This window comes from Bulleidia sp. zg-1013 (genome assembly GCF_019798045.1).
Lineage (GTDB): Bacteria > Bacillota_I > Bacilli_A > Erysipelotrichales > Erysipelotrichaceae > Bulleidia.
In genome coordinates this window covers 1-21,432 of record NZ_JAGXEX010000010.1, presented here as the reverse complement: position 1 = coordinate 21,432, position 21,432 = coordinate 1, and the positions used below count along the sequence as shown (strand labels likewise).

General features: G+C 35.7%; 21 protein-coding genes. 19 read left to right on the top strand and 2 right to left on the bottom strand.

Annotated features, from left to right (window positions below; all coding sequences use genetic code 11):
* Nucleotides 1-25 precede the first annotated feature (25 nt).
* From leuS to K7I92_RS06525, 14 genes are all read left to right on the top strand, one after another.
* Complete coding sequence (leuS, locus tag K7I92_RS06590) at nt 26-2,419, top strand: leucine--tRNA ligase (protein ID WP_220282516.1); 2,394 nt, start codon at nt 26-28, stop codon at nt 2,417-2,419.
* A 45-nt stretch (nt 2,420-2,464) separates the two neighbouring features.
* Nucleotides 2,465-3,190, top strand: a complete 726-nt coding sequence (locus tag K7I92_RS06585; protein ID WP_203245729.1) for a ScpA family protein — start codon at nt 2,465-2,467, stop codon at nt 3,188-3,190.
* Between the two features lies 1 nt (nt 3,191).
* A complete protein-coding gene (scpB, locus tag K7I92_RS06580; RefSeq protein ID WP_220282515.1) occupies nt 3,192-3,755 on the top strand; it encodes an SMC-Scp complex subunit ScpB in 564 nt (187 codons plus the stop codon).
* Nucleotides 3,745-4,221: a DUF4358 domain-containing protein gene (locus K7I92_RS06575; RefSeq protein WP_203245727.1), complete on the top strand. Its 477-nt coding sequence runs from the start codon at nt 3,745-3,747 to the stop codon at nt 4,219-4,221. The genes scpB and K7I92_RS06575 overlap by 11 nt, the downstream gene beginning before the upstream one ends.
* Nucleotides 4,218-5,042 carry an Mrp/NBP35 family ATP-binding protein gene (locus K7I92_RS06570; protein ID WP_220282514.1) on the top strand — a complete coding sequence of 275 codons (825 nt, stop codon included), beginning with the start codon at nt 4,218-4,220 and terminating at the stop codon, nt 5,040-5,042. The genes K7I92_RS06575 and K7I92_RS06570 overlap by 4 nt, the downstream gene beginning before the upstream one ends.
* A gap of 68 nt (nt 5,043-5,110) precedes the next feature.
* Nucleotides 5,111-5,782: a response regulator transcription factor gene (locus K7I92_RS06565; protein ID WP_220282513.1), complete on the top strand. Its 672-nt coding sequence runs from the start codon at nt 5,111-5,113 to the stop codon at nt 5,780-5,782.
* Nucleotides 5,766-7,151: a cell wall metabolism sensor histidine kinase WalK gene (locus K7I92_RS06560; protein WP_203245724.1), complete on the top strand. Its 1,386-nt coding sequence runs from the start codon at nt 5,766-5,768 to the stop codon at nt 7,149-7,151. The genes K7I92_RS06565 and K7I92_RS06560 overlap by 17 nt, the downstream gene beginning before the upstream one ends.
* Before the next feature lie 60 nt (nt 7,152-7,211).
* Nucleotides 7,212-8,906, top strand: coding sequence for a phospho-sugar mutase (locus tag K7I92_RS06555; RefSeq protein WP_220282512.1), 1,695 nt, complete (start codon nt 7,212-7,214; stop codon nt 8,904-8,906).
* Nucleotides 8,907-9,013: 107 nt separating this feature from the next.
* A complete protein-coding gene (locus tag K7I92_RS06550) occupies nt 9,014-9,730 on the top strand; it encodes an ABC transporter ATP-binding protein (protein ID WP_203245722.1) in 717 nt (238 codons plus the stop codon).
* Nucleotides 9,723-11,327, top strand: a complete 1,605-nt coding sequence (locus K7I92_RS06545) for a hypothetical protein (protein WP_220282511.1) — start codon at nt 9,723-9,725, stop codon at nt 11,325-11,327. The genes K7I92_RS06550 and K7I92_RS06545 overlap by 8 nt, the downstream gene beginning before the upstream one ends.
* 46 nt (nt 11,328-11,373) lie before the next feature.
* Nucleotides 11,374-11,868, top strand: a complete 495-nt coding sequence (locus K7I92_RS06540) for a hypothetical protein (RefSeq protein WP_220282510.1) — start codon at nt 11,374-11,376, stop codon at nt 11,866-11,868.
* Nucleotides 11,856-12,305, top strand: coding sequence for a signal peptidase II (gene lspA / locus K7I92_RS06535; protein ID WP_220282509.1), 450 nt, complete (start codon nt 11,856-11,858; stop codon nt 12,303-12,305). The genes K7I92_RS06540 and lspA overlap by 13 nt, the downstream gene beginning before the upstream one ends.
* The gene (locus K7I92_RS06530; RefSeq protein ID WP_220282508.1) at nt 12,280-13,200 is read left to right on the top strand and encodes an RluA family pseudouridine synthase; all 921 of its coding nucleotides are present in this window, start codon (nt 12,280-12,282) and stop codon (nt 13,198-13,200) included. The genes lspA and K7I92_RS06530 overlap by 26 nt, the downstream gene beginning before the upstream one ends.
* Entirely contained in the window at nt 13,197-13,670 is a 474-nt protein-coding gene (locus K7I92_RS06525; protein ID WP_203245717.1) for a dCMP deaminase family protein, read from the top strand. The genes K7I92_RS06530 and K7I92_RS06525 overlap by 4 nt, the downstream gene beginning before the upstream one ends.
* Here K7I92_RS06525 and rnhC read toward each other — a convergent pair whose 3' ends face one another.
* Nucleotides 13,671-14,537: a ribonuclease HIII gene (gene rnhC, locus K7I92_RS06520; RefSeq protein WP_220282507.1), complete on the bottom strand. Its 867-nt coding sequence runs from the start codon at nt 14,535-14,537 to the stop codon at nt 13,671-13,673.
* 43 nt (nt 14,538-14,580) lie between these two features.
* Between rnhC and K7I92_RS06515 the strand changes: the two genes are divergently transcribed.
* Genes K7I92_RS06515 through uvrC form a run of 3 tightly spaced genes read left to right on the top strand, consistent with a single transcriptional unit; the run spans nt 14,581 to nt 19,255 of the window.
* A complete protein-coding gene (locus tag K7I92_RS06515) occupies nt 14,581-15,180 on the top strand; it encodes a CvpA family protein (protein WP_220282506.1) in 600 nt (199 codons plus the stop codon).
* Nucleotides 15,177-17,483 (top strand): endonuclease MutS2, encoded by a 2,307-nt coding sequence (locus K7I92_RS06510; RefSeq protein ID WP_220282505.1) that lies wholly within the window; start codon nt 15,177-15,179, stop codon nt 17,481-17,483. Before K7I92_RS06515 ends, K7I92_RS06510 begins: the two co-directional genes overlap by 4 nt.
* Nucleotides 17,480-19,255, top strand: coding sequence for an excinuclease ABC subunit UvrC (gene uvrC, locus K7I92_RS06505; RefSeq protein ID WP_220282504.1), 1,776 nt, complete (start codon nt 17,480-17,482; stop codon nt 19,253-19,255). The genes K7I92_RS06510 and uvrC overlap by 4 nt, the downstream gene beginning before the upstream one ends.
* A 10-nt stretch (nt 19,256-19,265) precedes the next feature.
* Here uvrC and K7I92_RS06500 read toward each other — a convergent pair whose 3' ends face one another.
* A complete protein-coding gene (locus tag K7I92_RS06500) occupies nt 19,266-19,634 on the bottom strand; it encodes a hypothetical protein (protein WP_220282503.1) in 369 nt (122 codons plus the stop codon).
* Between the two features lie 134 nt (nt 19,635-19,768).
* Here K7I92_RS06500 and K7I92_RS06495 point away from each other — a divergent pair, with 134 nt between their 5' ends.
* Nucleotides 19,769-20,239: a metallophosphoesterase gene (locus K7I92_RS06495; RefSeq protein ID WP_220282502.1), complete on the top strand. Its 471-nt coding sequence runs from the start codon at nt 19,769-19,771 to the stop codon at nt 20,237-20,239.
* Between the two features lie 579 nt (nt 20,240-20,818).
* Nucleotides 20,819-21,187 carry a hypothetical protein gene (locus K7I92_RS06490; protein ID WP_220282501.1) on the top strand — a complete coding sequence of 123 codons (369 nt, stop codon included), beginning with the start codon at nt 20,819-20,821 and terminating at the stop codon, nt 21,185-21,187.
* Nucleotides 21,188-21,432: the final 245 nt, after the last annotated feature.

Below are 21,432 nucleotides of genomic sequence, written 5' to 3'. Positions count from 1 at the left end.
TTTTTTATTTGTTAAGGAGGAAAACATGCCATACAATCACAAAGAAATAGAAGCCAAATGGCAAACTTATTGGGCAGAAAATGAAACTTTTAAAACCGATGCTTATGATTTTTCTAAACCAAAATACTATGCGTTAGATATGTTCCCCTACCCAAGCGGGCAGGGTCTACACGCCGGTCATCCAGAAGGATATACGGCAACCGATATTCTTTGTCGTAAGCGTCGTATGCAAGGCTATAATGTATTGCATCCAATGGGCTATGATGCTTTTGGTTTACCGGCTGAACAATACGCTATTCAAACAGGAAATAATCCCGCTACCTTCACCGAAAAAAATATTGCAACTTTTCGGAAACAATTAAAAGCCTTTGGCTTCTCTTATGATTGGAATCGTGAAATTAGCACGGCTGATCCAAAGTTCTATCATTGGACACAATGGATTTTTAAACAACTTTTTGAAGAAGGCTTAGCTAAATGTGTGGATATGCCAGTCAATTGGTGTGAAGAATTAGGAACTGTTTTATCCAACGATGAAATCATTGATGGTAAGAGTGAGCGTGGCGGTTATCCAGTGGTTCGTAAGAATATGAAACAATGGATTATTGATATACCGGCTTATGCGGAAAAACTATTGGCCGGCTTGAATGATTTGGACTGGCCGGAATCGACCAAAGAAATGCAACGAAATTGGATTGGTAAATCCGTTGGTGTTCAAGTAGAGTTCCAAGTGCAAGATAGTCATCATCATTTCGTTGTCTTTACAACTCGTTGTGATACTTTATTTGGGGCTAGTTATTGTGTGTTATCGCCAGAGCATGAATTGGTCCATCAAATTACAACTCCCGAACAAAAAGAAATTGTGGAAGCCTACCGAAAAGCAGCTTCTTTAAAATCGGATTTAGAAAGAAGCGAATTAAACAAAGAAAAGACCGGTGTATTTACAGGGGCTTATGCAATTAATCCGGTCAATCAGAAAGCCCTTCCTATTTGGATTTCCGACTATGTTCTAACAAGTTATGGAACTAGTGCCATTATGGCAGTTCCTGCTCATGATGCAAGAGATTATGCGTTTGCGAAGAAGTTTGGCTTAGAAATTTTACCCGTATTAGAAGGCGGAAATATTAGCGAAGAGGCTTGGGAAGAAGACGGTTTACACATCAATTCTGATTGGCTTAATGGCTTAAATAAAGAAGAAGCAATTAAAAAAATGCTAGCTTGGCTAGAAGAAAAAGGGATTGGATCTAAGAAAGTTAATTATCGTATTCGAGAATGGATTTTTGCTCGCCAACGGTATTGGGGAGAACCCATTCCAATCGTTCATTTAGAAGATGATCGTTTTGTGTCATTAAGTGATCAGCAATTACCACTATTATTACCAGTCCTAAATGACTACAAAGCAGGAAAGGATGGCTTAGCTCCACTTGCGAAAGCGAAGGATTGGGTGAATGTTGAAATGGATGGAATAAAAGGGCAACGAGAGACCTCTACAATGCCGGGCTCAGCTGGAAGTAGTTGGTATTATCTTCGTTACATTGATCCGAATAACGATAGTTGTTTAGGTGCCCCTGAACTATTGAAACATTGGATGCCTGTGGATTTATACGTAGGTGGACCGGAGCATGCGGTGGGTCATCTTCTTTATGCTCGTATGTGGAATCGTTTCTTATACGATAAAGGCATTGTTCCAAGCAAAGAACCATTCCAAAAGCTAGTCCATCAAGGCATGATTTTAGGTACCAATGGCATTAAAATGGGGAAACGTTATCCAAAGTTCATTGTGGATCCGAATATCTTGATTGAAGAATATGGTGCGGATACTGTTCGTGTTTATGAAATGTTTATGGGACCATTGGAAGCTTCAAAACCATGGAGTGAACAAGGGGTGGAAGGCTCATTTAAGTGGTTAAATCGTGTGTATCGTTTGGTGGTTGAAAGCAATAAACTAACAAAAGAAAACGATGGTTCTTTGGATATGATTTATCATGCAACGGTTAAAAAAGTATCCGAAGATGTGGAAAACTTGTGCTTCAATACGGCTATCTCACAAATGATGATTTTCATCAATGAGTGTTACAAGGTGGATAAAGTTTATCAACCTTATATAGAAAATTTCATCAAGATGTTTTCTTGTTTTGCGCCTCATTTGGGTGAAGAACTTTGGACAATTCTTACTTCCAAGAAAGGAATCAGCTTTGAAAAATGGCCAAGTTATGATGAAACAAAGTTGGTTCAAAATACAGTTACTGTTGTGGTTCAAGTTAATGGTAAACTAAGAGCTAAGTTTGAAACTGAAAAAGATTCAGACATACAAGTACTTCAAGATAAAGCAATTGAATTAGTACCAAATTACACCACCGGTAAACAAATTGTGAAAGTAATTGTCGTTCCTAATAAATTAGTGAATATTGTGGTGAAGTAATTTTAAGACAGTGAAAACTGTCTTTTTTTTTGGTAGAATAAGCACATGGAAGAATTTTCAGTCACAATTGATCAATTTGATGGACCATTGGATTTGATGTTGCATTTAATCCATGAAAAACAATTGGATTTAATGAACTTAGATTTAAATGAATTGGCGAGTCAGTATATGGCTTATATCCACTCCATGCAACGATTTCATCTTGAAATTGCCGGTGAATACTTGGCTCAATTGGCTTCTCTGATTGAATATAAATCAAAGCAACTGCTACCAAATCCAAAGGATGAATTAGAAGATAATTATGAACAAGACACTAGAGAGACTTTGGTAAAACGTTTATTAGAGTACCAACAATTCAAAGAAATACGAGAAGAATTAGAAATATATTACGAACAAAGACAACTAAAATACGCTCGTCCAATGATGGATTACCCATTAAATGAAGTGGATACATGCGAGGGATTTCAAGGTAATCCCTATGATTTATTAAAAGCCATGTCACGTTTATGGAGACGGAAACAATTGGAAAGAATAAGCCCGGTTCGTTATACCGTTAAAGAAATATCGATGGAAGATCGGGTGTTGGAATTAAGAGCTCGGTTTTTAGAATTACCAGATACCTTCGGTTTTGATTGCTTATTAGAAGATTGTGAAACCAAGCAAGAATTGATCGTTACTTTTTTAGCTATCTTAGATTTAGCTCGCCAACAAAAGTGTTTTATTCAAATCGATGAAAAAGATACCATCTGGGTACAGAAGGGAAATCATTAAAATGGAAAATCAAGCTCGCTTATTAAGTTTAGTCGAAGGACTTCTTTTCGCGGTTGGTGAAGAGGGAATTCGTGATGAACAATTAAAAGATATTTTATCTTTAAATGAGGAACAGCTTCATACTTGCATTGAGGAACTAAATCAAAGATATGAACAAGAGTCTTCAGGCATTGAATTAAGCCATTATGGTGGTCGCTATCGTTTGTTGTCAAAGGGGACGATTGAACCTTATTTAAAGACATTATTTCAAGAAGAAGCCGGTTCAAAACTATCTGTAGCAGCTATGGAAACCTTGGCTATCATTGCCTATAAACAACCTATTACACGGGTGGAAATTGAAGAAATTCGTGGGGTTGGTGCGGATGTGATGTTAAGAAAGCTACAGGCTCGTGGTTTAATTGAAGAAGTTGGTCGCTCACAAGCGGCAGGCAGACCAATTCTCTATGGTGTTAGTGAGGCTTTTTTAGATGCTTTTCAATTAGAAAGCTTACAAGAATTGCCGGATTTACCAGACTATCAAACAAAAGAGGAGGATGAACTCTTTGGAGAAAGCCATGAAATCTAAATTCTTTTTATGCCTTCTTTTAATGTTGTCTTTGGCTGCTTGTTCCATAAAAAATGGAGCTTCAATTTCCTCTTGTGAACAACTGGCAAGCCATTTATTAAAAGATCTTGATCAAAAAGATCAGTTAGAAAGAGTGAAAGATCGCGTCGTGAAAGGTTTATTCTTTCAAAATGAACAGCCTTATGAAGAAGCAGTGATTTATCGTTCTCGTAAAGAAGGTACAGCGGAAATGATTGCCGTTATTCGTACGAAAAAAAAGGATAAAGTCAAAGTTAATTTAAAAGACTATTTGGTGGAATTAAAGCGAAAAATGGTGAACCAATACCCCAATGAAGTCTTTAAAGTGAGTAATGCGGTATTATCAGAAGCAGATGAATACGTGGTCTTAGTCATTCATGATAACATTGAACTCGCCAGTCAAAAAGTGAATGGTTATTTAAGTCAGTTACGTAAGGAGAAAAAATGAGTGAAGTAAATAATAAAGGGAAAACACCGGAGGATTATGGATTTCGTAAGCATGCGAAAGAGGATTTTAGTATCCATCTTCATGAACAAGCTAAGGTTAAAAAAGTCATTGGTGTTTTCAGTGGAAAAGGTGGTGTTGGTAAATCATTCGTAACAGCAATGATTGCTTCCGGTATGCAGAAAAGAGGGCATCGTTGTGCTGTTTTAGATGGTGATATTACAGGACCTAGCCAAGGTAGAACCTTTGGTATCACTAGTAAAGCCCAAGGTCAAAAGGGCATGATGTTTCCGGCGGTAACGAAAACAGGTGTTCAGGTGATGAGCACGAATATGTTACTGGATATGGATGTGCAACCGGTCATTTGGCGTGGACCGGTGGTGGCTAATGTTTTAAAACAATTTTATTCAGAAGTACTTTGGGAGGATGTGGACTATATGTTTGTGGATATGCCTCCAGGAACATCCGATGTTCCTTTAACCTTGTTTCAATCGGTTCATTTGGATGGCATTATTATCATTTCCAGCCCGCAAGATTTGGTGTCTATGGTGGTTGAAAAAGCCATCAATATGGCTCGCATGATGAATGTGAAAGTACTAGGTATTGTTGAAAATATGTCCTATGTACCATGTCCGAACTGCAATGAAAAAATCTATATCTTTGGAAAATCCCATGTAAAAGAAACATCAATGAAGTATCACTTACCACTTTTAGCACAAATTCCAATGTATGCTTCTATACCAGAAGCTTGTGATCAAGGGAAAGTGGAAGATTTAGAGATTGAAGAATTATCGCCATTATTAGATTTTATAGAAAGTTTTTAAGGCTTTCTTTTTAATATACTTGAAATAATGGTAAGCTTTAAGATGAAGAATAGGAAAGGAATAAAAACATGGCAACGATTTTAATTGTGGATGATGAAGAAAAGATTCGTTTTCTAATTGATACCTATTCCAAGCATGAGGGTTATTTAACTGTTTTGGCCAGCAATGGCTTAGAGGCTTTGGATCAATTAAAAAATCATTCTATCGATTTAGTGGTAATGGATGTGATGATGCCGGAATTGGATGGTTTTTCAGCCTTGGAACAAATGAAAGCTATCCAACCAAACTTACCGGTTATTTTACTAACGGCTTTAGGACAAGAATACGATAAAGTCCGTGGTTTTGAATTAGGGGTAGATGATTATGTTGAAAAACCATTTAGTCCTAGGATTTTATTACTAAGAATGAAGGCTATTTTACAAAGGGTATATGGAAAGCAATTGGATAGTTATGAAAACGATGGTTTAAAAATTGACTATCAGGCCCATAAAGTGCTTTTAAACAATCAAGTTCTTTCTTTGTCTCCTAAAGAATATGATTTATTGGTGTATTTAATCAAAAATAAAGGCATTGCTTTAAATCGTGAACAATTGTTACGCCAAGTTTGGGGTATAGATTTTTTTGGTGATGATCGTACTTTAGACACGCATATGAAATTACTACGAAAAAATCTAAATGGTTTTGCAAAACACATTGTGACAATTCGTGGTGTTGGTTACCGCTATGATGAAGAAGAATAATAGTTTAAATGCTTTAATTCTTAAAATTATGTTGTTCTTTATTGGCTCTTTATTATTGATTTTGGTATTATTTCAATTTATCTTATTAAAACCAATGTATGAAGGCTATCGCTTAAATTTATTGGCTAATCAATCAAAAATGGTAGCGAATGCTTATTTATCAGGAAATTTAGAGAAGACCATTCAAGACCTAGGTAAACAAGGAGGAACTTGTATTCGTGTCGTTAGTGCAACTAGTGATCAAATGTATGGTTCAAAGGCTTGTTTATTATCTGATTTGAGCAATTCGGAAACCATGGCTTTACAAAAGAATGCTTTATTGAATCATGGTCATTATGCGTACCATCACCTTTTTCAAATCAGTGGTTCTTCACAAACATTCCAAGGGGTAATTGACGTTCGCGTCTTAGTAGATGGAAAGGATGTTGTCATGGCAATGGTTTATGATGTTATCACACCAATTTCAGCAACAAGGCAAACTTTAATTACACAAATTTGGATTATTGGCTTTTTCTTATTCTTAATGATTTTAGCCATTACTATTTTAATTCGACAAAGAGTGGCGAAGCCATTGATTGAAATGAACCAAGCGGCGAAAGAATTAGGCAAAGGTGTTTATCCTAGTGAAAAAGTAAAACCAAATTATCGAGAGGTACAAGAATTAAATCAAACACTCAGTCAAGCGGCTTTGGATATTCAAAAAGCGGATCGGGCTAAGAGAGATTTATTGGCGAATGTTTCTCATGATTTAAAGACGCCTTTGACGATGATTTCGGGCTATGGAGAATTGATGCAGGATATCCCCACAGAAAAAACCGCTGAAAATCTTCAAATTATTATTGACGAAGCCAATCATTTGAATTTATTTGTGAATGACTTACTGGATTTATCCCGCTTAAACGATCAACAAGTTTTAGTGCAAGCGGAAAAGCGTGATTTAATTCAAGAATTAAAACCCTTGGTGCATCAATACGAAGTTTATGCTAAAAAAGAGAATCGCCGTTTTGAAACCTCTTTGTTAGAACACTATGAATATGAAACAGATTACAAGCTTTTAATACAAGTGATACAGAATTTCTTATCCAATGCTTTTCATTATACTGAAAGTGGTGATGCAATTTATTTGGAGCTAATCGAAAAAGACCGGGGCTATCGTTTACAAGTTCGTGATAGTGGAATTGGAATTGAAGAAAAGGATTTAAAAAATATCTTTGATCGTTATTACAAGATTAAACAAGAGCACCGTCGTTCTGCGTATGGGTCAGGAATTGGATTATCGATTGCGAAACAAAATTTGGATTTATTAAAGCTACGCTATGGTGTTATTTCTAAAATAGGAGAAGGAAGTACTTTTTGGATTGATTTATAGAATTTCTTAGTGAAATTTTTGTATAATAGAAGTAGTAAAAAAATTATGGAGGTTTTTTAAATGAATGCGCAAGAAAGATACCAGCTATGGTTAGAAAATGTTTCCGAAAGCGATGAACTTTATGGAGATTTAATGTCTATTAAGGGAAATGATGCTGAAATTGAGGAACGTTTCTATCAAGAACTTAGCTTTGGAACAGCTGGTCTTAGAGGTAAACTAGGGGCTGGAACCAATCGAATGAATCACTTTATGGTAGCGAAAGCAACACAGGGAATTGCTCAATACATCCTTGAAGTTGCCCCGGACCAAAAGGACAAGGGGGTCGTCATTGCTCATGATCCTCGCCATAAGAGTGATGAATTCTCAAAATTAACCGCTGCTATTTTGGCGGCTAATGGTATTAAAGCCTACGTTTTTGATGATTTAAGACCAACACCGCAATTAGCTTATTCGGTTCGTCATTTGGGTTGTGTTGCCGGTATTAACATCACTGCTTCTCATAATCCAAAAGAATACAATGGTTATAAAGCGTATTGGACGGATGGTTGTCAAGTTTCTTCAACAGTAGCGGATGGTATGCTAGCAAAGATTCAGGCGGTAGATATTTTTAAAGATATTCCAGTTTATGATTTTGAAAAATCAATACAAGAAGGACTTATTACAATCTTAGATAAGAAGATTGATCGTGATTATTTGGATTTGGTGGAATCCTTAGCTATTCATAAAGGAGATGATTTGGATTTATCAATTCCTTTAGTTTACACACCATTAAACGGGGCAGGTTCTATTCCTTTCCAAACGATGATGAAAGATCGTGGTTTTACAAATTGGGCAATTGTTCCTGAACAAAAAGATCCTGATCCTGATTTTACAACCGTGGGTTATCCAAACCCAGAGGCACCGGCCGCCTTTAAGATGGCGGAAGACTTAGGTCGTACTATGAATGCGGAATTATTGATGGCGACGGATCCGGATGGTGATCGTTTTGCGATTGAAATTCGTGATAGTGAAGGAAACTATGTGCCTTTAAATGGTAATCAAACAGGCTACATTTTGGTTAACTATATTTTAGAAGGACATAAGGACGCTGGTACACTTCCGGAAAAAGGAGCAATGGTAAAATCTATTGTTACTTCGACCATGTCAACGGAAATGGCGAAGGCCTATGGGGTGGAAATGTTTGAAACTTTAACCGGATTTAAGAATATTTCCGGTAAGGTGCCTTACCTGCATGAACATGGTTATACATATTTATTTGGTTATGAAGAATCAGTTGGTTATGCTGCTAGTGAACAAATTCGTGATAAAGATGGAATTTCGGCTGGTATGTTAGTTGCGGAGGCGGCGGCTTATTATCGCAAACAAGGGAAAACACTTTGGGATGTGTTACAAGGTCTTTATGAAACTTATGGCTTTTATGCTGAAGATGAACCAAATATTATCCTAGACGGAAAAGCAGGGGCGGAAAGAATTCAAAGAATGATGGTTTGGATTCGTAGCAATCAACCAAAACAAGTGGCCGGTTTTGATGTGGAAAAGGTGATTGATTACATAGATGGTTATGAAGATATTCCTGCTCAAAATATGTTGCGATTCTATTTGAAGAATGATTCTTGGTTTGCAATTCGTCCAAGTGGAACAGAACCTAAGATTAAGTTCTACTTCTACACAAAACAAGATTCTCGTCAAAAAGCCTTGGAAGTAAATCAGGCTATCAAAGAAGCTATTTTAGAACAAATTCAAGCGGTGCAATAATTCTTTAAGAAGTGAGCTCTTGGTTTCACTTCTTTTTTACTGCATTTTGTCATTTTGAAAAAAATATGATTAAATGGGTACTGTATAGTTAGGGAGGGTTTAAACTCATGCTAAAAATCACAAATCTACATAAGAGCTATGGTAACAAAGAAGTTCTTCATGGTATTTCACTCGAGGTAGAAGATGGGCATATTTTTGGTTTCATTGGTCACAATGGATCCGGTAAAAGTACGACCATTCGTTCGGTGGTTGGTATTTTAAAGTACCAGTCCGGTTTGATTGAAATTGATGGTTTGGATATTCAAAAATATCCACTCGAAGTTAAACAAAGAACGGCTTTCTTGCCGGATAATCCGGATTTATATGATAATCTATCCGCTTATCAATATCTCAATTTTATTGGGGATATGGTTGGCTTAGAACCATCTCTTCGTTTACAAAGAATTGAAACTTTAGCGAAGGAATTGGAAATTGCGGATGTCTTAGGGGATAAAATTAAATCTTTATCCCATGGTATGAAACAAAAAGTCGCTATTATTTCTGCTTTTATGCGTGAACCTAAGTTATTAGTGCTTGATGAGCCATTCGTTGGTTTGGATCCAAAAGCTACCTTTATTCTTAAAAATAAGATGAAAGAATTAACTGCTAAAGGTTCTTCTATTTTCTTCTCCTCTCATGTTTTAGAGACAGTTCAAAACCTGTGTGATGATATTGCTATCTTATCAGGTGGTCAAATTGTTAAGATGGGAACAACGAAGGAATTATTGGAATCGGGTGAATCTTTAGAAGATTTATTCTTATCTTTGGAGCATGCTCATGAGTAAATTCTTTAAATTGATGAAGGTTCAAATGTTGAATTATTGGTTACAAGGAAATGCAAAGACTATTCGTTCACAATTATTAAAAACCATAGGAGCGAGTGTAATTGCTTTAGCGATTGTCTCCTTTTATGTGGCAATGTTCTTTAAAAATGCGTCCGCATCTACCTATCCGATTTTATTTTTTGTGGTTGCTACAATTGTTATTTTTATGTCTTTTATTTCAACATCATCGATAGCACAATCAACATTCTTTGAATTTAAGGATTATGATATGTTGGCTAGTTTGCCGGTGGAAAAGAAGTGGATTTCTTTATCGAAGTTCTTGGCAGCCATGTTGAATCAATGGGCATTCGCATTGTTGTTATTAATTCCTATTTATTGTATTTATGCTATCAATTCTTCACCAACACTTGTCTTTAGCCTTTATTACTTTATTGGAATGTTACTGTTACCGGCTATTCCGGTATCTATCGGTGTTTTAAATGCTTTGTTTTTTCGTTGGATTACCGCTGGAACAAGGTATGAAAACTTATTAAAGAATCTTTTAAATCTTGCGTTAATACTCTTCTGGCTCGTATATAGCTTTACAAATGGATACATGACAAGTGGAGGCGGTCCGGCAACCGCTAAAGCCGCTCAAACATTTGGTCAAGAAAATTCTAATAGTTGGTATTTAGCTCCGGCGAAATGGTTTTCTTTTGGTTCTTATCTTGAAGAACCAAAGTATTTGCTTTATTTATTCATTTCTGCCGTGATTTCCATTGGTATTATAACCATTCTTTATTTAAAGCTATTTGATGGTATTCACCATCGTTCAGCAATGACCTACCATGTGAAAAACTTTAAGCTTACCAAAGCTAAGGGTGGTAGTGTTTTCACTGTTTTGATGAAGCGTGAATTTAAAATCTTAATTACAAACTTCGTTGCCGCGTTAAATGTATTTCTTTTGCCGGCAATAGCTATCTTTGGTGGTCTTTATGTTTATTTCAAGGCACCAAGCTATTTAATCCAATTGGTTTCAAAGGAAGGAAAAGAAGTACTTCCTTATGCCATTTATTTTGTGACAGTATTTACTAGTCTGCCGGCTTATTGTTCTGCTTGCATCAATGTGGAGGGAACACGTTTCTGGATTATTCGTTCTTTACCGGTATCGGAAAAGAAGTTCTTACTGGTAAAACACAGCGTTGGCATTTTGATGACCGGCATTGGACCATTGATTTTCCTGATTTTATGTGCCCTTCGTTTTGAATTTAATCTTTCCATGTTTTTGATAGGATTAGCTACGGTTGTTAGTATTGTTATCCTGTCAAATGGTTTTGCATTATTGATGAATTTATTACTGCCAAAGATGATTTACGATACACCTGATTTGGCGATAAAAAAGGGTGGCATTGGATCAATTCTTGGTTGCATGATTCCACACTTCGGTTTGATAGCTTTATTTGGTGTTTTTGTTGTGACTGCCTCAGATGGATTTAGTAAACAAATAGATATAACATGGTCATTATGGATATTGATAGCGATTATTACGGTTATTGCTATCGTTATTGAGACAATCTTATGGATCTATGGACCCAAAAGAATTAGAGGATTGGGATAAGTATTTATCCCTTTTTTCTTTATCAAAATACTGGTAAACTTGAACCATGAGTATATATGAACTGAACCAAGTATTAGACATACCCAGTCAAGAAGGCATTTGGTTAGAAGAAAGAGAAAATCACTGGTATTTCATGATTCAAGATGAAACATGGTGTCCCGAAGAGATGAAAGCGATTAAAAATCGTGCTTCTAAAATCCATTTTCTAGTGAAAAAAGAAGTTCCTTTATTTTTAGTTCAAATTGAAGATGTTTTGGAATGTTCTGATATTCCAGCTTATTTAAGTGACTTTCATTACAATCCTAAAAAAACTTTCTTTTATCATTTTGTGTTTATTGATGGTAATAAGAAAGTGATTGCCATCCGTAGTGGTCAATTCAATTCTTCTTTTAATGCTATTTTGCCTAACTTTTCTTTAAGGGAAGAAGAATTTGAGAAACGCTACCTTCTTTTAAGGCAAGAAAAAGAACCATACGAATGGGAAGAAGAAGCACTTTTTGAACAAATAGATGAAAAGGGGGATGTGTTATGTGGCTTGTAATATCCATTGTTGCACTCGACCTAATTAGCAAGCATTTGGCGTCTAGGATAGCGAGTTCGATTGCTATTATTCCTGGTTTTCTATACTTAAACTTTGTTAAAAACTTTGGTATGGCTTGGTCTTTCCTAAGTGGTCAAGTGGCTTTCTTAAGCCTGGTAGCCGGCGTTGCGGTTATGGTGATGATGTATTATCTAATTCAAAAGAAACCAATGGGTTTAAGAAAAATAGCAGTTGAATTGATGCTGGCGGGAGCGGTAGGTAATTTAGTGGATCGCTTATTCTTAGGCTATGTTCGTGATTTTGTGGATACTTTAATTTTTGGTTATGATTTTCCTATTTTTAATGTAGCGGATATGGCTTTAACCATTGGGGTTATTTTATTGATGTATGTGGAATACAAAGAGGGGCAACATGGAAAAAATAAAGCTCATTGTTAAGGAAACAGGGATTCGTTTAGACAAATATTTAAGTAGTCATTGTGATTTATCTCGTAGCTTTTTACAAGATTTAATCAAAGATAAGAAAGTTTTTATCAATGGCAAGGCAATGAAAAATTCTTATAAAGTGAATGTGGACGATGTGATTGAATTTAGAGTTCCTGATTTAGAAGAAATTGAAGTCATTCCTCAAGATATTCCATTGGATATCTTATATGAGGATGAAGATGTCATTGTGATTAATAAAGAAAAGGGAATGGTGGTTCATCCATCTGCCGGTCATAAAGATGGCACTTTAGTGAATGCTTTACTATTTCATTGCCATGATTTAAGCGGGATTAATGGTAAAATACGTCCTGGTATTGTGCATCGCATTGATAAAGACACCAGTGGCTGTCTGGTTGTTGCTAAAAATGATTTTGCGCATGTTGCCTTGGCGAAACAGATGGAAACCAAGGAAGCCTATCGTGAATACCATTTGATTGTGCATGGTAATATCCAACACGAAAGTGGTTTGATTGATGCTCCAATTGGTCGTGATCCTAAAGAACGTCAACGTATGGCGGTTGTGGAAGAAAATTCTAAACCAGCGAAAACACATTTTCGTGTTTTAGAGCGTTTTGGTCAATATACTTATTTATCCTGCTTGCTAGAAACAGGAAGAACGCACCAAATTCGTGTGCACATGAAATACATTCAGCATCCTGTTTTAGGGGATGAAAAATATGGTAGTGCATGTTCCTTTTATGATACAAAAGGACAAGTGCTTCATGCTCATGTATTGAAATTTAGACATCCGAGGACAGAGAAAGAAATGGAATTCTCTGCTCCATTACCAACTTATTTTCAAGCTGTTTTAAATTATTTAGATAAGCAAAGGAGACAAATGAAATGATATTACCTTGGGATTCTTATTTTATGGGCTTAGCTCACTTGTCGGCTTTGCGTTCAAAAGATCCAAACACACAAGTTGGAGCTGCCATTGTTGATGAAAATCATCGTGTTGTTTCAGTTGGTTATAATGGCTTACCAAGAGGTTGTGAAGATAATGAATATCCTTGGTCAAGACAAGGTAAAACCCTTGAAACCAAATATCCCTATGTTGTTCATGCAGAGTTAAATGCAATTTTAAATTCCAAATGGCCGGTGAAAGATTGTACGATTTATGTATCACTATTTCCTTGCAATGAATGTGCAAAAGCTATCATTCAATCCGGTATTCGTCGGGTTGTTTATGAAAGTGATAAATACGCCGGAACCGAAATGAACATAGCTTCTAAGAGAATGTTGGAATCCGCCGGAATCGAATTGATTAAATTACCATATTCCATTCGTTTGCAAGTCGAAATGAAAGAAGGAGAGTGATTACTCTCCTTTTTTAAGTTTATCAGTATTTTTAAAATGAAGTTTCGCTACTTGTCTTAAGGCTTGATACCCAAATTGTTGTACAAAGTCTTTCGCACAAGCATCCACTAAAGAACCGGCTCCTTTTTGAAATTGAAAATTATATTTTTGATTCATCGCATCCCACTCTTCTAAAAAGCGATTTCGGGCAAAAACGGAAGCTAAAGCAACACTAGCATAATGGTTTTCAGCCCTGATTTCAAAATGTAAGTGAGAAAAAACTTCCGGTTCATACGTAAGATAAGAATAATAGTTTTTCTTAGGGGTAAATTGATCAATGATACAAAAGTCTGGCAAAGTCACTTTCTTAGCAAGAGTTAAATAAGCTTGGTTATGCAATAAGGCCTTGGTCGCATTCATGTTATAACGACGATGAAGTTCATTGTATGAAGCAGGACTTAAGGAAAGGATTGCGTGAGGAAAGTGCACTTCTAAAGCAGAACTGGCTTTGCGAATATCACAATCACTCATAGCTTTTGAATCGGTAATCCGATAACTTTTCAACAAGTCCAACTGTTCTTCTTCCACATAACAGGCACAAACGACGACCGGTCCAAAATAATCTCCGGTTCCTACTTCATCGCTGCCGGCTTGCGGAAAAGAATTCTTTTTCTCTTCTTTTTGAATTGGAATAAAAGCTGACGCATAGATTTCCGCTTCACTTCCTTGAAATAAGCATTTTCCTGATTGATAGTAAGTAATCACACAATTTTCAAGCTTTAATTGCCAATGAGAATAGGGTGGTTTTTTCACTTCATTTTCATGAAATGTTTGATAAAGATGCTCGGCTTGTTCGGAATTTAAAATAACGGTAATTGAATTTTTCACTTTTGAATTATACCATTAAACTAAATAAGAAGGAGGTTGTTCAATGATTATTAGTCAAGATTGGGTTCTATGGATTAATGTGATGGCTGTGCTAATTCTATTTGGAAATACATTTTTCGGATATAAAAATGGCTTATTGGCAACCGTTTATAGTATTGTCAGTTTTGTGATTGTCTATGTAGTAGCCTATCTATTATCGCCTAGTTTGACCAAAATATGTCCTATTCATCCTTTCTTTCCAAAAGAAATTCAGCTATACCTAAGAACTTTAAAAATTGATACCTATATCGATCAGGTTCTATGGTTTATTATTAGCTTGGTTTTTTTAAAAGTGCTGTCGAATATTTTATACCATATTTTCAAAAGGGTACATGAAATACCTGTTTATCATGCTTTTTCTGCTTTATTTGGGGCTATTGTTGGTTTTTTTGAAGGCTTGGTACTTTGTTTTATATTATTATTTGTGTTGCAGTCCGGTTTATTTAAAAATGGAAAAGACATTAGTCGCCAGACGATTTTAAAACCAATTCAATCCACGAGTGAGTTGGCGTATCGAACGACTATGGAACAGAAGTGGTTTGATGATTTAAAGATTGATTGGCATACCTACCAACAGAAATTTAGAGAGATGAGGTTGAAATGAAAGGAAGCTACCGCAATTTAGAGTTACCGGAAATTTTAAGTGAAGTGGCTTTGCGGGCAAACTTTTCATCCACGGTTCAACGAATCGAAGAAAGTGAGCCTAACTTTTCGGAATTAATTTGGAAGCGCAATTTAAAATATCTAAAAGAAGCCATGACGTATATTCAAGAAAGTGGACCCTTATTCTTCTTCTTTCGTAAGGAAATGGCGACTACTTTCCGGAAGGCTTCAAAAGGAAGCCTTCTTCATGCACAGGAGTTATATGATGTAGCTCAATTCTTCGCTTTAGTTGCTTCGGTTTTAAATTATTTTAAAAAGTCTGAAACAAAGTCTACAGAATTAAAAGATTTATATGAAAGCTTAGTTAAAGAAGAAGTGATTGAACGACAATTAAGAAATATGGTTAGTCCGGAAGGAGAGATATTAGACAGTGCCAGTGCTACTTTAAAAAACATTCGTTTTTCCATGACTCGTAATGAACAAGCTATTACCAATGTTGCCCAAGACTTTATTGCAAAACATAGTGAACAGGTGGTGGATGGGGTAATTACGGTTCGTGCTAATCGTACCCTTATTCTAGTTAAAGCAGGCTATAAGAATAGCTTTGGTGGTTATGTTTATGGGGATTCTTCTTCCGGTTTGACCTCTTATGTCGAACCAAATGCTTTAGTTGCTTTGAATAACCGGCGCATAGCTTTACTGGATGCCCAAGAAGAAGAAATGAATCGTATTTTAAAGGAAGGCTCTGATTTAGTGAAAAGTGTTGCTCATCAAAGTTTAGCCAATCTTTCAACTTTACAGCTATTAGATGAAATATTTGCGAAAGCTTATTGGTCGATTCAAAAGGATGCCTGTGTTCCAAAATTAAGTCATCAAAAAGAACTCTACTTAAAGAAAGTACGTCATCCTTTGATTGATGCTAAGAAGGTCATTGCGAATACCTATGTATTAAAGGAACCAAATCACATGGTTTTAATCACAGGTTCGAATACAGGGGGTAAAACAGTTTCTTTAAAAGTGATTGGTTTATCCATTTTATTGTCGGCTTGTGGGATTGGTGTTTTAGCTGAAGAGGCTGTTATTCCAATGGTAGATGAGGTCTATGTGGATATTGGGGATGACCAATCAGTTGTGTCCTCACTTTCCTCTTTTTCGGCTCATATGTCCAAACAGGCATATATCATTGAACATGTTCAAGAAAACTCACTGGTGTTATTGGATGAAATTGGTAATGGCACCGATCCGAAAGAGGGGGAAGCGATAGCGATAGCCATCTTAAATCATTTAAGACAAGTAGGTTGTATAACCTTTGCGACAACTCATTATGATCGTTTAAAAGCTTATGGTAAACGGCATAAAGACATTATCTTAGCTTCCGTTCTTTTCAATATGGAAACGTTACTTCCAACCTATCAATACAAACAAGGCTTAACGGGAAGTAGTAACGCTTTTGCGGTGGCTGAGCGCTATGGTCTGCCAAAGTCAATTGTGAACTACGCTAAATCACTGAAAGAACAGGCAAAGACGGAAGAAGATCGTTTGATTGAAACGCTAGATGCACAAAAAAGTGCCTTGGAACAAGAACGTGAACAATTTCAAGTGGAAAAACAGCTTTTCCTATCTCGGTATAAAGAGCTCCATGCAAAAGAAAATGCCTTGCTAGAAGCGAAGCGGCGTTTTGAAAAAGAAAAACAGGAAGCTTTACAACAGGTTTATCAACAATACGAAAAGAAAGCTCAATCCATTCTTGAACAATTAAAAGAAAAGGATTTAAAATACCATGAGGCTTTAACTCTTAAAAAGAAAATGGATACACCAAAATTTACTGAGCCGTTAGAAGGGCTTGAAAAACGTTCTTTTCAAGTGGGGGATGCAGTGGAACTTTTATCTTCCAAACAGGTTGGACAAATTATTAAGATAGAAAAGAAACGCCTTACAGTGGAATTAAATGGTCGGGAATACCAAGTCAAAGAAAATCAATTACGTCATTCTTTTAAACAAATTCCAAAAAAGAAGACGGAAAGAGTCTTTGTGCAAAGCGCAGGTTTATTTCAAGCTTCTATTCCTAGTGAAGTGAATTTAATAGGTTTAACGGTAGAAGAGGGTGTACATCGTTTGGATGATTTCCTAGATAAAGTTAAAATCGGTCATTTTCATCAAGTTCGTATTATCCATGGGGATGGTTCGGGCAAGCTTAGACAAGCCGTTCATCAACGTTTATCAAAGATGAAAATGGTGGATTCCTTCCGTCTCGGTATGCCAAATGAAGGTGGAACAGGAGCGACGGTGGTGATACTGAAATGAACAAAGAATACATCAAAGCTAAGTTGGCAGAATTACCTCATGAACCCGGTTCTTACCAAATGAAAGATAAATTTGGTGAAATCATTTATGTCGGTAAGGCTAAGGATTTGCATAATCGTGTGAATCAATACTTTGTTGGAGCACATGATTTTAAAACGACGAAAATGGTTTCTAACATTGATGATTTTGATTTCATAGTGACAGCTAGTGAAAAAGAAGCCTTAGTGTTAGAAATCAATTTAATTAAGAAATATCGTCCGAAATATAACATTCAATTTATTGATGATTCCAGCTATCCATATATTAAATTAACGAAAGAGAAACACCCTCGTTTATTGATGGCTAGAGACACAAAGAAAGATAAAAAGGCTCGTTATTTTGGACCTTTTCCTGATGTAACAGCGGCTAAGAATACCTTAAGGGTTTTACAAAATCTTTATCCCTTTCGACGTTGTACGATCATGCCCAAGAAAGTATGTTTGTATTATCATTTAGGGCAATGTTTAGGACCTTGTGAATTTGATATTAAGCCTAAAGTTTATGAAGAAATGTCAGAAGGGGTTCAACGCTTTTTAAATGGGGATACGAAAGAAGTGGAAGAAAATTTACAAGTTAAAATGTTGGAAGCGGCTCAAAATATGCGTTATGAACAAGCACAAGAGTATAAAGTAATGCTAGAATCCATCCATTCCATTGTCCGTAATCAACAAAACATTGAAAAAGATAATCGTGGTGATCGAGATGTGTTTGCGTATGTAGTGGATCGTGGGTATATTGCGATAGCGGGTTTCTTAGTTCGCCGAGGTACTATTTTAAATAAAGAATTTCGTTTGAGACCATTGTATGGAGATGCACAAGAAGCCTTTGAATCTTTCTTAATCCGGTATTACCAAGAGCATCCGGCGGCTAGGGAATTGGTTTTAAGTAAGGATATGGATGTGCAAGCTTTAAAAGAAGTTTTGGATATCCCTATCTTTCAACCCCGGCGGGGTTATAAAGTTCGCTTGGTAGATATGTGTTTGCATAACGCTAAACAGCAATTGGATTTAAAGTTTAATGCTGTCAATCGCCAAGATTCAATGCGTGAGCAAGCTGTCAATGATTTAAGTAAACTGGCTGGTAAGGAAATGAATCGAGTTGAATTATTTGATAATTCACATACTTCAGGTGCTTTTACAGTCGCTGCATGTGTGGTCTATGAAGATGGAAAAGAAGATCGTAAATCGTATCGTAAATTTAAATTACACACCAAAAATTCTGACGTGGATTCCATGAAAGAAGTCTTATATCGCCGCTATTTCCGTTTATTAAAAGAAGGAAGTCGACTTCCAGATGGTATTTTAGTGGATGGTGGTTGGGGTCAAATCGAAGCCGCAAAAGAAATTTTAGGTCAATTGGATTTATTAGATAAAATTAACATTATGGGTTTGGTTAAAGATGATTATCATAATACAAGAGCGATAATGGACAGTAATGGTAAAGAATTAGATGTAGCGAAGGATTCCGCTTTATTCTTCCTTCTAACGAGAATGCAAGATGAAGTACATCGAGCAGCGATTTCTTATCACCGCCAGCTTCGTTTGAAAGCCCAAACAAAATCAATCTTAGATGAGATAGAGGGAATTGGACCAAAGCGTAAGAAATTACTATTAAAGTCCTTTGGTAATTTTACAAATTTAAAGCAATCCACATTGGAAGACATTGAACAAGTTATTCCAAGTGAACCGGCACGCCTTCTGTATGAAAATTTACATGAAAAAGAGGATGATTGATGTCATCCTCTTATCGCTTTCTTATGGCAGCAAGTAAAGCTTTATTTGGATTTTCTTTTGTATAGCGTTTATAAGCTTCTTTATAACCCTTAAAGCCGTGTAAGTCATCCGCTTTTTTACGTGCTTGAATCGCAAATAGAATTGGTAATGCTATCCGAGCGAAGTTTTTTCTTTTTTCCAGCTTCACTTTTTCTTTTTCTTCTCGTTCTGATTGAAATTGTTGATAGCGTTGTTGGAAAGCTTGTAAATGATTGAGGCTTGGTTGAAGTTTCATGGCACTTTTCGCAATCTTAACGAGCCGTAAAAGAATTTGAATAAGCAAGTAAAAGAGAATAAGTAGGGCAATACCATAGGCAATCCATAGTAGTTTTTGTGCCATCATTACCTCCTTTTATACAATAAAATTAGAAATGATAAAAATACAAAGATATACAAAATCCACTTTGGTATCTCCTGTATAAATTTACCTTCCAAACTTTAATATAGTATTATGATAAAAAGGAATTGATATTTATGCAAGAAATTATTGTCGTCAGCGATAATCACGGAGAAATAAAAAATTGTCTTTCAGTTCAAACCATGTATCCTAATGCAATATACATTCATTGTGGTGATACACAGTTAAGTTTAGAGGAAACACCTAACTTTATCCAGGTAAAAGGGAATAATGATGACTCATTAGACCTTCCTAAACAAAGAATTGTTAAAATTGAGGGTTTGAAAATATTGGTATGCCATGGGGATAAGAAGCCTTATCCAATTGATGAATTTGTAGCGAAAGAAGCGAAACAGCTTGCTTGTGCCTTGGCTTGTTATGGGCATACGCACATTCCTTCGATTAGTCATTATCAAGGTGTGGATTGTGTTAATCCAGGTAGTTCGCATCCTTATGGTAATCGTGACATGTCAGAAGCCAGTTATGCTTATATTGTGATTGATCAAGGAAAGATTATGCAAAAAGAAATTCGTAGATTTGATAAATAATATTGTTTTACTTATTACAATAAAAATAGGGAAGGAATCGGAATTACAAAGATTGGGAGGAATAGAAAATGATAAACTTTAGTGGATATGGACTTATTATTGTAGTCGTGAATTATTTTGGAGGTTTGTTGCTTTTAAGCAAACTTAGTCCCTATCTTTTTAAAATGGAAAAGCAACAATATACTGCTCTATTGTTGTTTCATATTGCCATCACGGGAATTAATTTCTTTCTCTCAAAATATTTGAACCGAAAAGAAGTAAAACATACGGTATACGGGATGAGATTGGAGTATGTTATACTTTTTATTGGAATCATAGTTCTCCCGCTGATTATTATGATGTGTAAGGAAGTCCTTTATTAGAGATAGGATAGATTAATGAAGATTGAGGAAACTTGTATGATATTTTTACTGCAAATATCATTTCACTTGGTATTTCACTTGGTATTTTAGTCGCAAATGCTGTTATATTGTTTGCGTTTACAAAAGTTATTTTAGAGAGGCTTAAAAGTCGGCTAATTAGGTATGTCTTAGGTATGAATTTGCTTACGGGGTACTAATGTGTTTATTGTATTTGAGTATGAAGTATGAATTTATTCCAATAGCTTTTCAAAATGCGAAATTTCGGCGGTTTACGGATGTCGGAATAATTCCGATTGTAATTCCTGCGTTATATTCCATATTCCTTGTAGGATATTTTGAAAAGGATAGAGACTGGAAGAAAGTCAGGGTAATGATGTTGTCGATTTTTGTTAATGGAATGTTCGCCTTTATCGGTGCATTGCTATATTATTCTTATTTGAAAGGGGACAAACTTCAGGGAATTTTTACCAGGCCGAAAGCCATTACAGAGTATATAGATTTTCGGTTTATTCCTCCATTAATAGGATTGTTGACTCTGTATTATTTTGTGATAAAACGGGATTATTTCAAACATCATAAGAAATAGTATGATAGGGAACAGAAAGAATTTTTAATAGATAGATTGTAAAATGAAATTGTCAGATGGAATTGTTTTCTTTTTAATTTTAAAAAACTTGAGTTTTAAAAAACAATCCTACTTTTATTGTAAATTTTAAAATAAATGCAGAAAGATATAAAAATGTATCGTCTGCATTTTTTGTTTCTTTGAAAGGAGAAGGGATAAATGGAAATTACACATAAAAGGGGAAAAAATGATCGCATTAAATTAGA

Excerpts from the sequence above, each read along its gene's own strand:
- leuS (WP_220282516.1), top strand. The coding sequence starts at position 26 with ATGCCATACAATCACAAAGAAATAGAAGCCAAATGGCAAACTTATTGG.
- K7I92_RS06585 (WP_203245729.1), top strand. The coding sequence starts at position 2,465 with ATGGAAGAATTTTCAGTCACAATTGATCAATTTGATGGACCATTGGAT.
- scpB (WP_220282515.1), top strand. The coding sequence starts at position 3,192 with ATGGAAAATCAAGCTCGCTTATTAAGTTTAGTCGAAGGACTTCTTTTC.
- K7I92_RS06575 (WP_203245727.1), top strand. The coding sequence starts at position 3,745 with ATGAAATCTAAATTCTTTTTATGCCTTCTTTTAATGTTGTCTTTGGCT.
- K7I92_RS06570 (WP_220282514.1), top strand. The coding sequence starts at position 4,218 with ATGAGTGAAGTAAATAATAAAGGGAAAACACCGGAGGATTATGGATTT.
- K7I92_RS06565 (WP_220282513.1), top strand. The coding sequence starts at position 5,111 with ATGGCAACGATTTTAATTGTGGATGATGAAGAAAAGATTCGTTTTCTA.
- K7I92_RS06560 (WP_203245724.1), top strand. The coding sequence starts at position 5,766 with ATGATGAAGAAGAATAATAGTTTAAATGCTTTAATTCTTAAAATTATG.
- K7I92_RS06555 (WP_220282512.1), top strand. The coding sequence starts at position 7,212 with ATGAATGCGCAAGAAAGATACCAGCTATGGTTAGAAAATGTTTCCGAA.
- K7I92_RS06550 (WP_203245722.1), top strand. The coding sequence starts at position 9,014 with ATGCTAAAAATCACAAATCTACATAAGAGCTATGGTAACAAAGAAGTT.
- K7I92_RS06545 (WP_220282511.1), top strand. The coding sequence starts at position 9,723 with ATGAGTAAATTCTTTAAATTGATGAAGGTTCAAATGTTGAATTATTGG.
- K7I92_RS06540 (WP_220282510.1), top strand. The coding sequence starts at position 11,374 with ATGAGTATATATGAACTGAACCAAGTATTAGACATACCCAGTCAAGAA.
- lspA (WP_220282509.1), top strand. The coding sequence starts at position 11,856 with ATGTGGCTTGTAATATCCATTGTTGCACTCGACCTAATTAGCAAGCAT.
- K7I92_RS06530 (WP_220282508.1), top strand. The coding sequence starts at position 12,280 with ATGGAAAAAATAAAGCTCATTGTTAAGGAAACAGGGATTCGTTTAGAC.
- K7I92_RS06525 (WP_203245717.1), top strand. The coding sequence starts at position 13,197 with ATGATATTACCTTGGGATTCTTATTTTATGGGCTTAGCTCACTTGTCG.
- K7I92_RS06515 (WP_220282506.1), top strand. The coding sequence starts at position 14,581 with ATGATTATTAGTCAAGATTGGGTTCTATGGATTAATGTGATGGCTGTG.
- K7I92_RS06510 (WP_220282505.1), top strand. The coding sequence starts at position 15,177 with ATGAAAGGAAGCTACCGCAATTTAGAGTTACCGGAAATTTTAAGTGAA.
- uvrC (WP_220282504.1), top strand. The coding sequence starts at position 17,480 with ATGAACAAAGAATACATCAAAGCTAAGTTGGCAGAATTACCTCATGAA.
- K7I92_RS06500 (WP_220282503.1), bottom strand. The coding sequence starts at position 19,634 with ATGGCACAAAAACTACTATGGATTGCCTATGGTATTGCCCTACTTATT.
- K7I92_RS06495 (WP_220282502.1), top strand. The coding sequence starts at position 19,769 with ATGCAAGAAATTATTGTCGTCAGCGATAATCACGGAGAAATAAAAAAT.
- K7I92_RS06490 (WP_220282501.1), top strand. The coding sequence starts at position 20,819 with ATGAAGTATGAATTTATTCCAATAGCTTTTCAAAATGCGAAATTTCGG.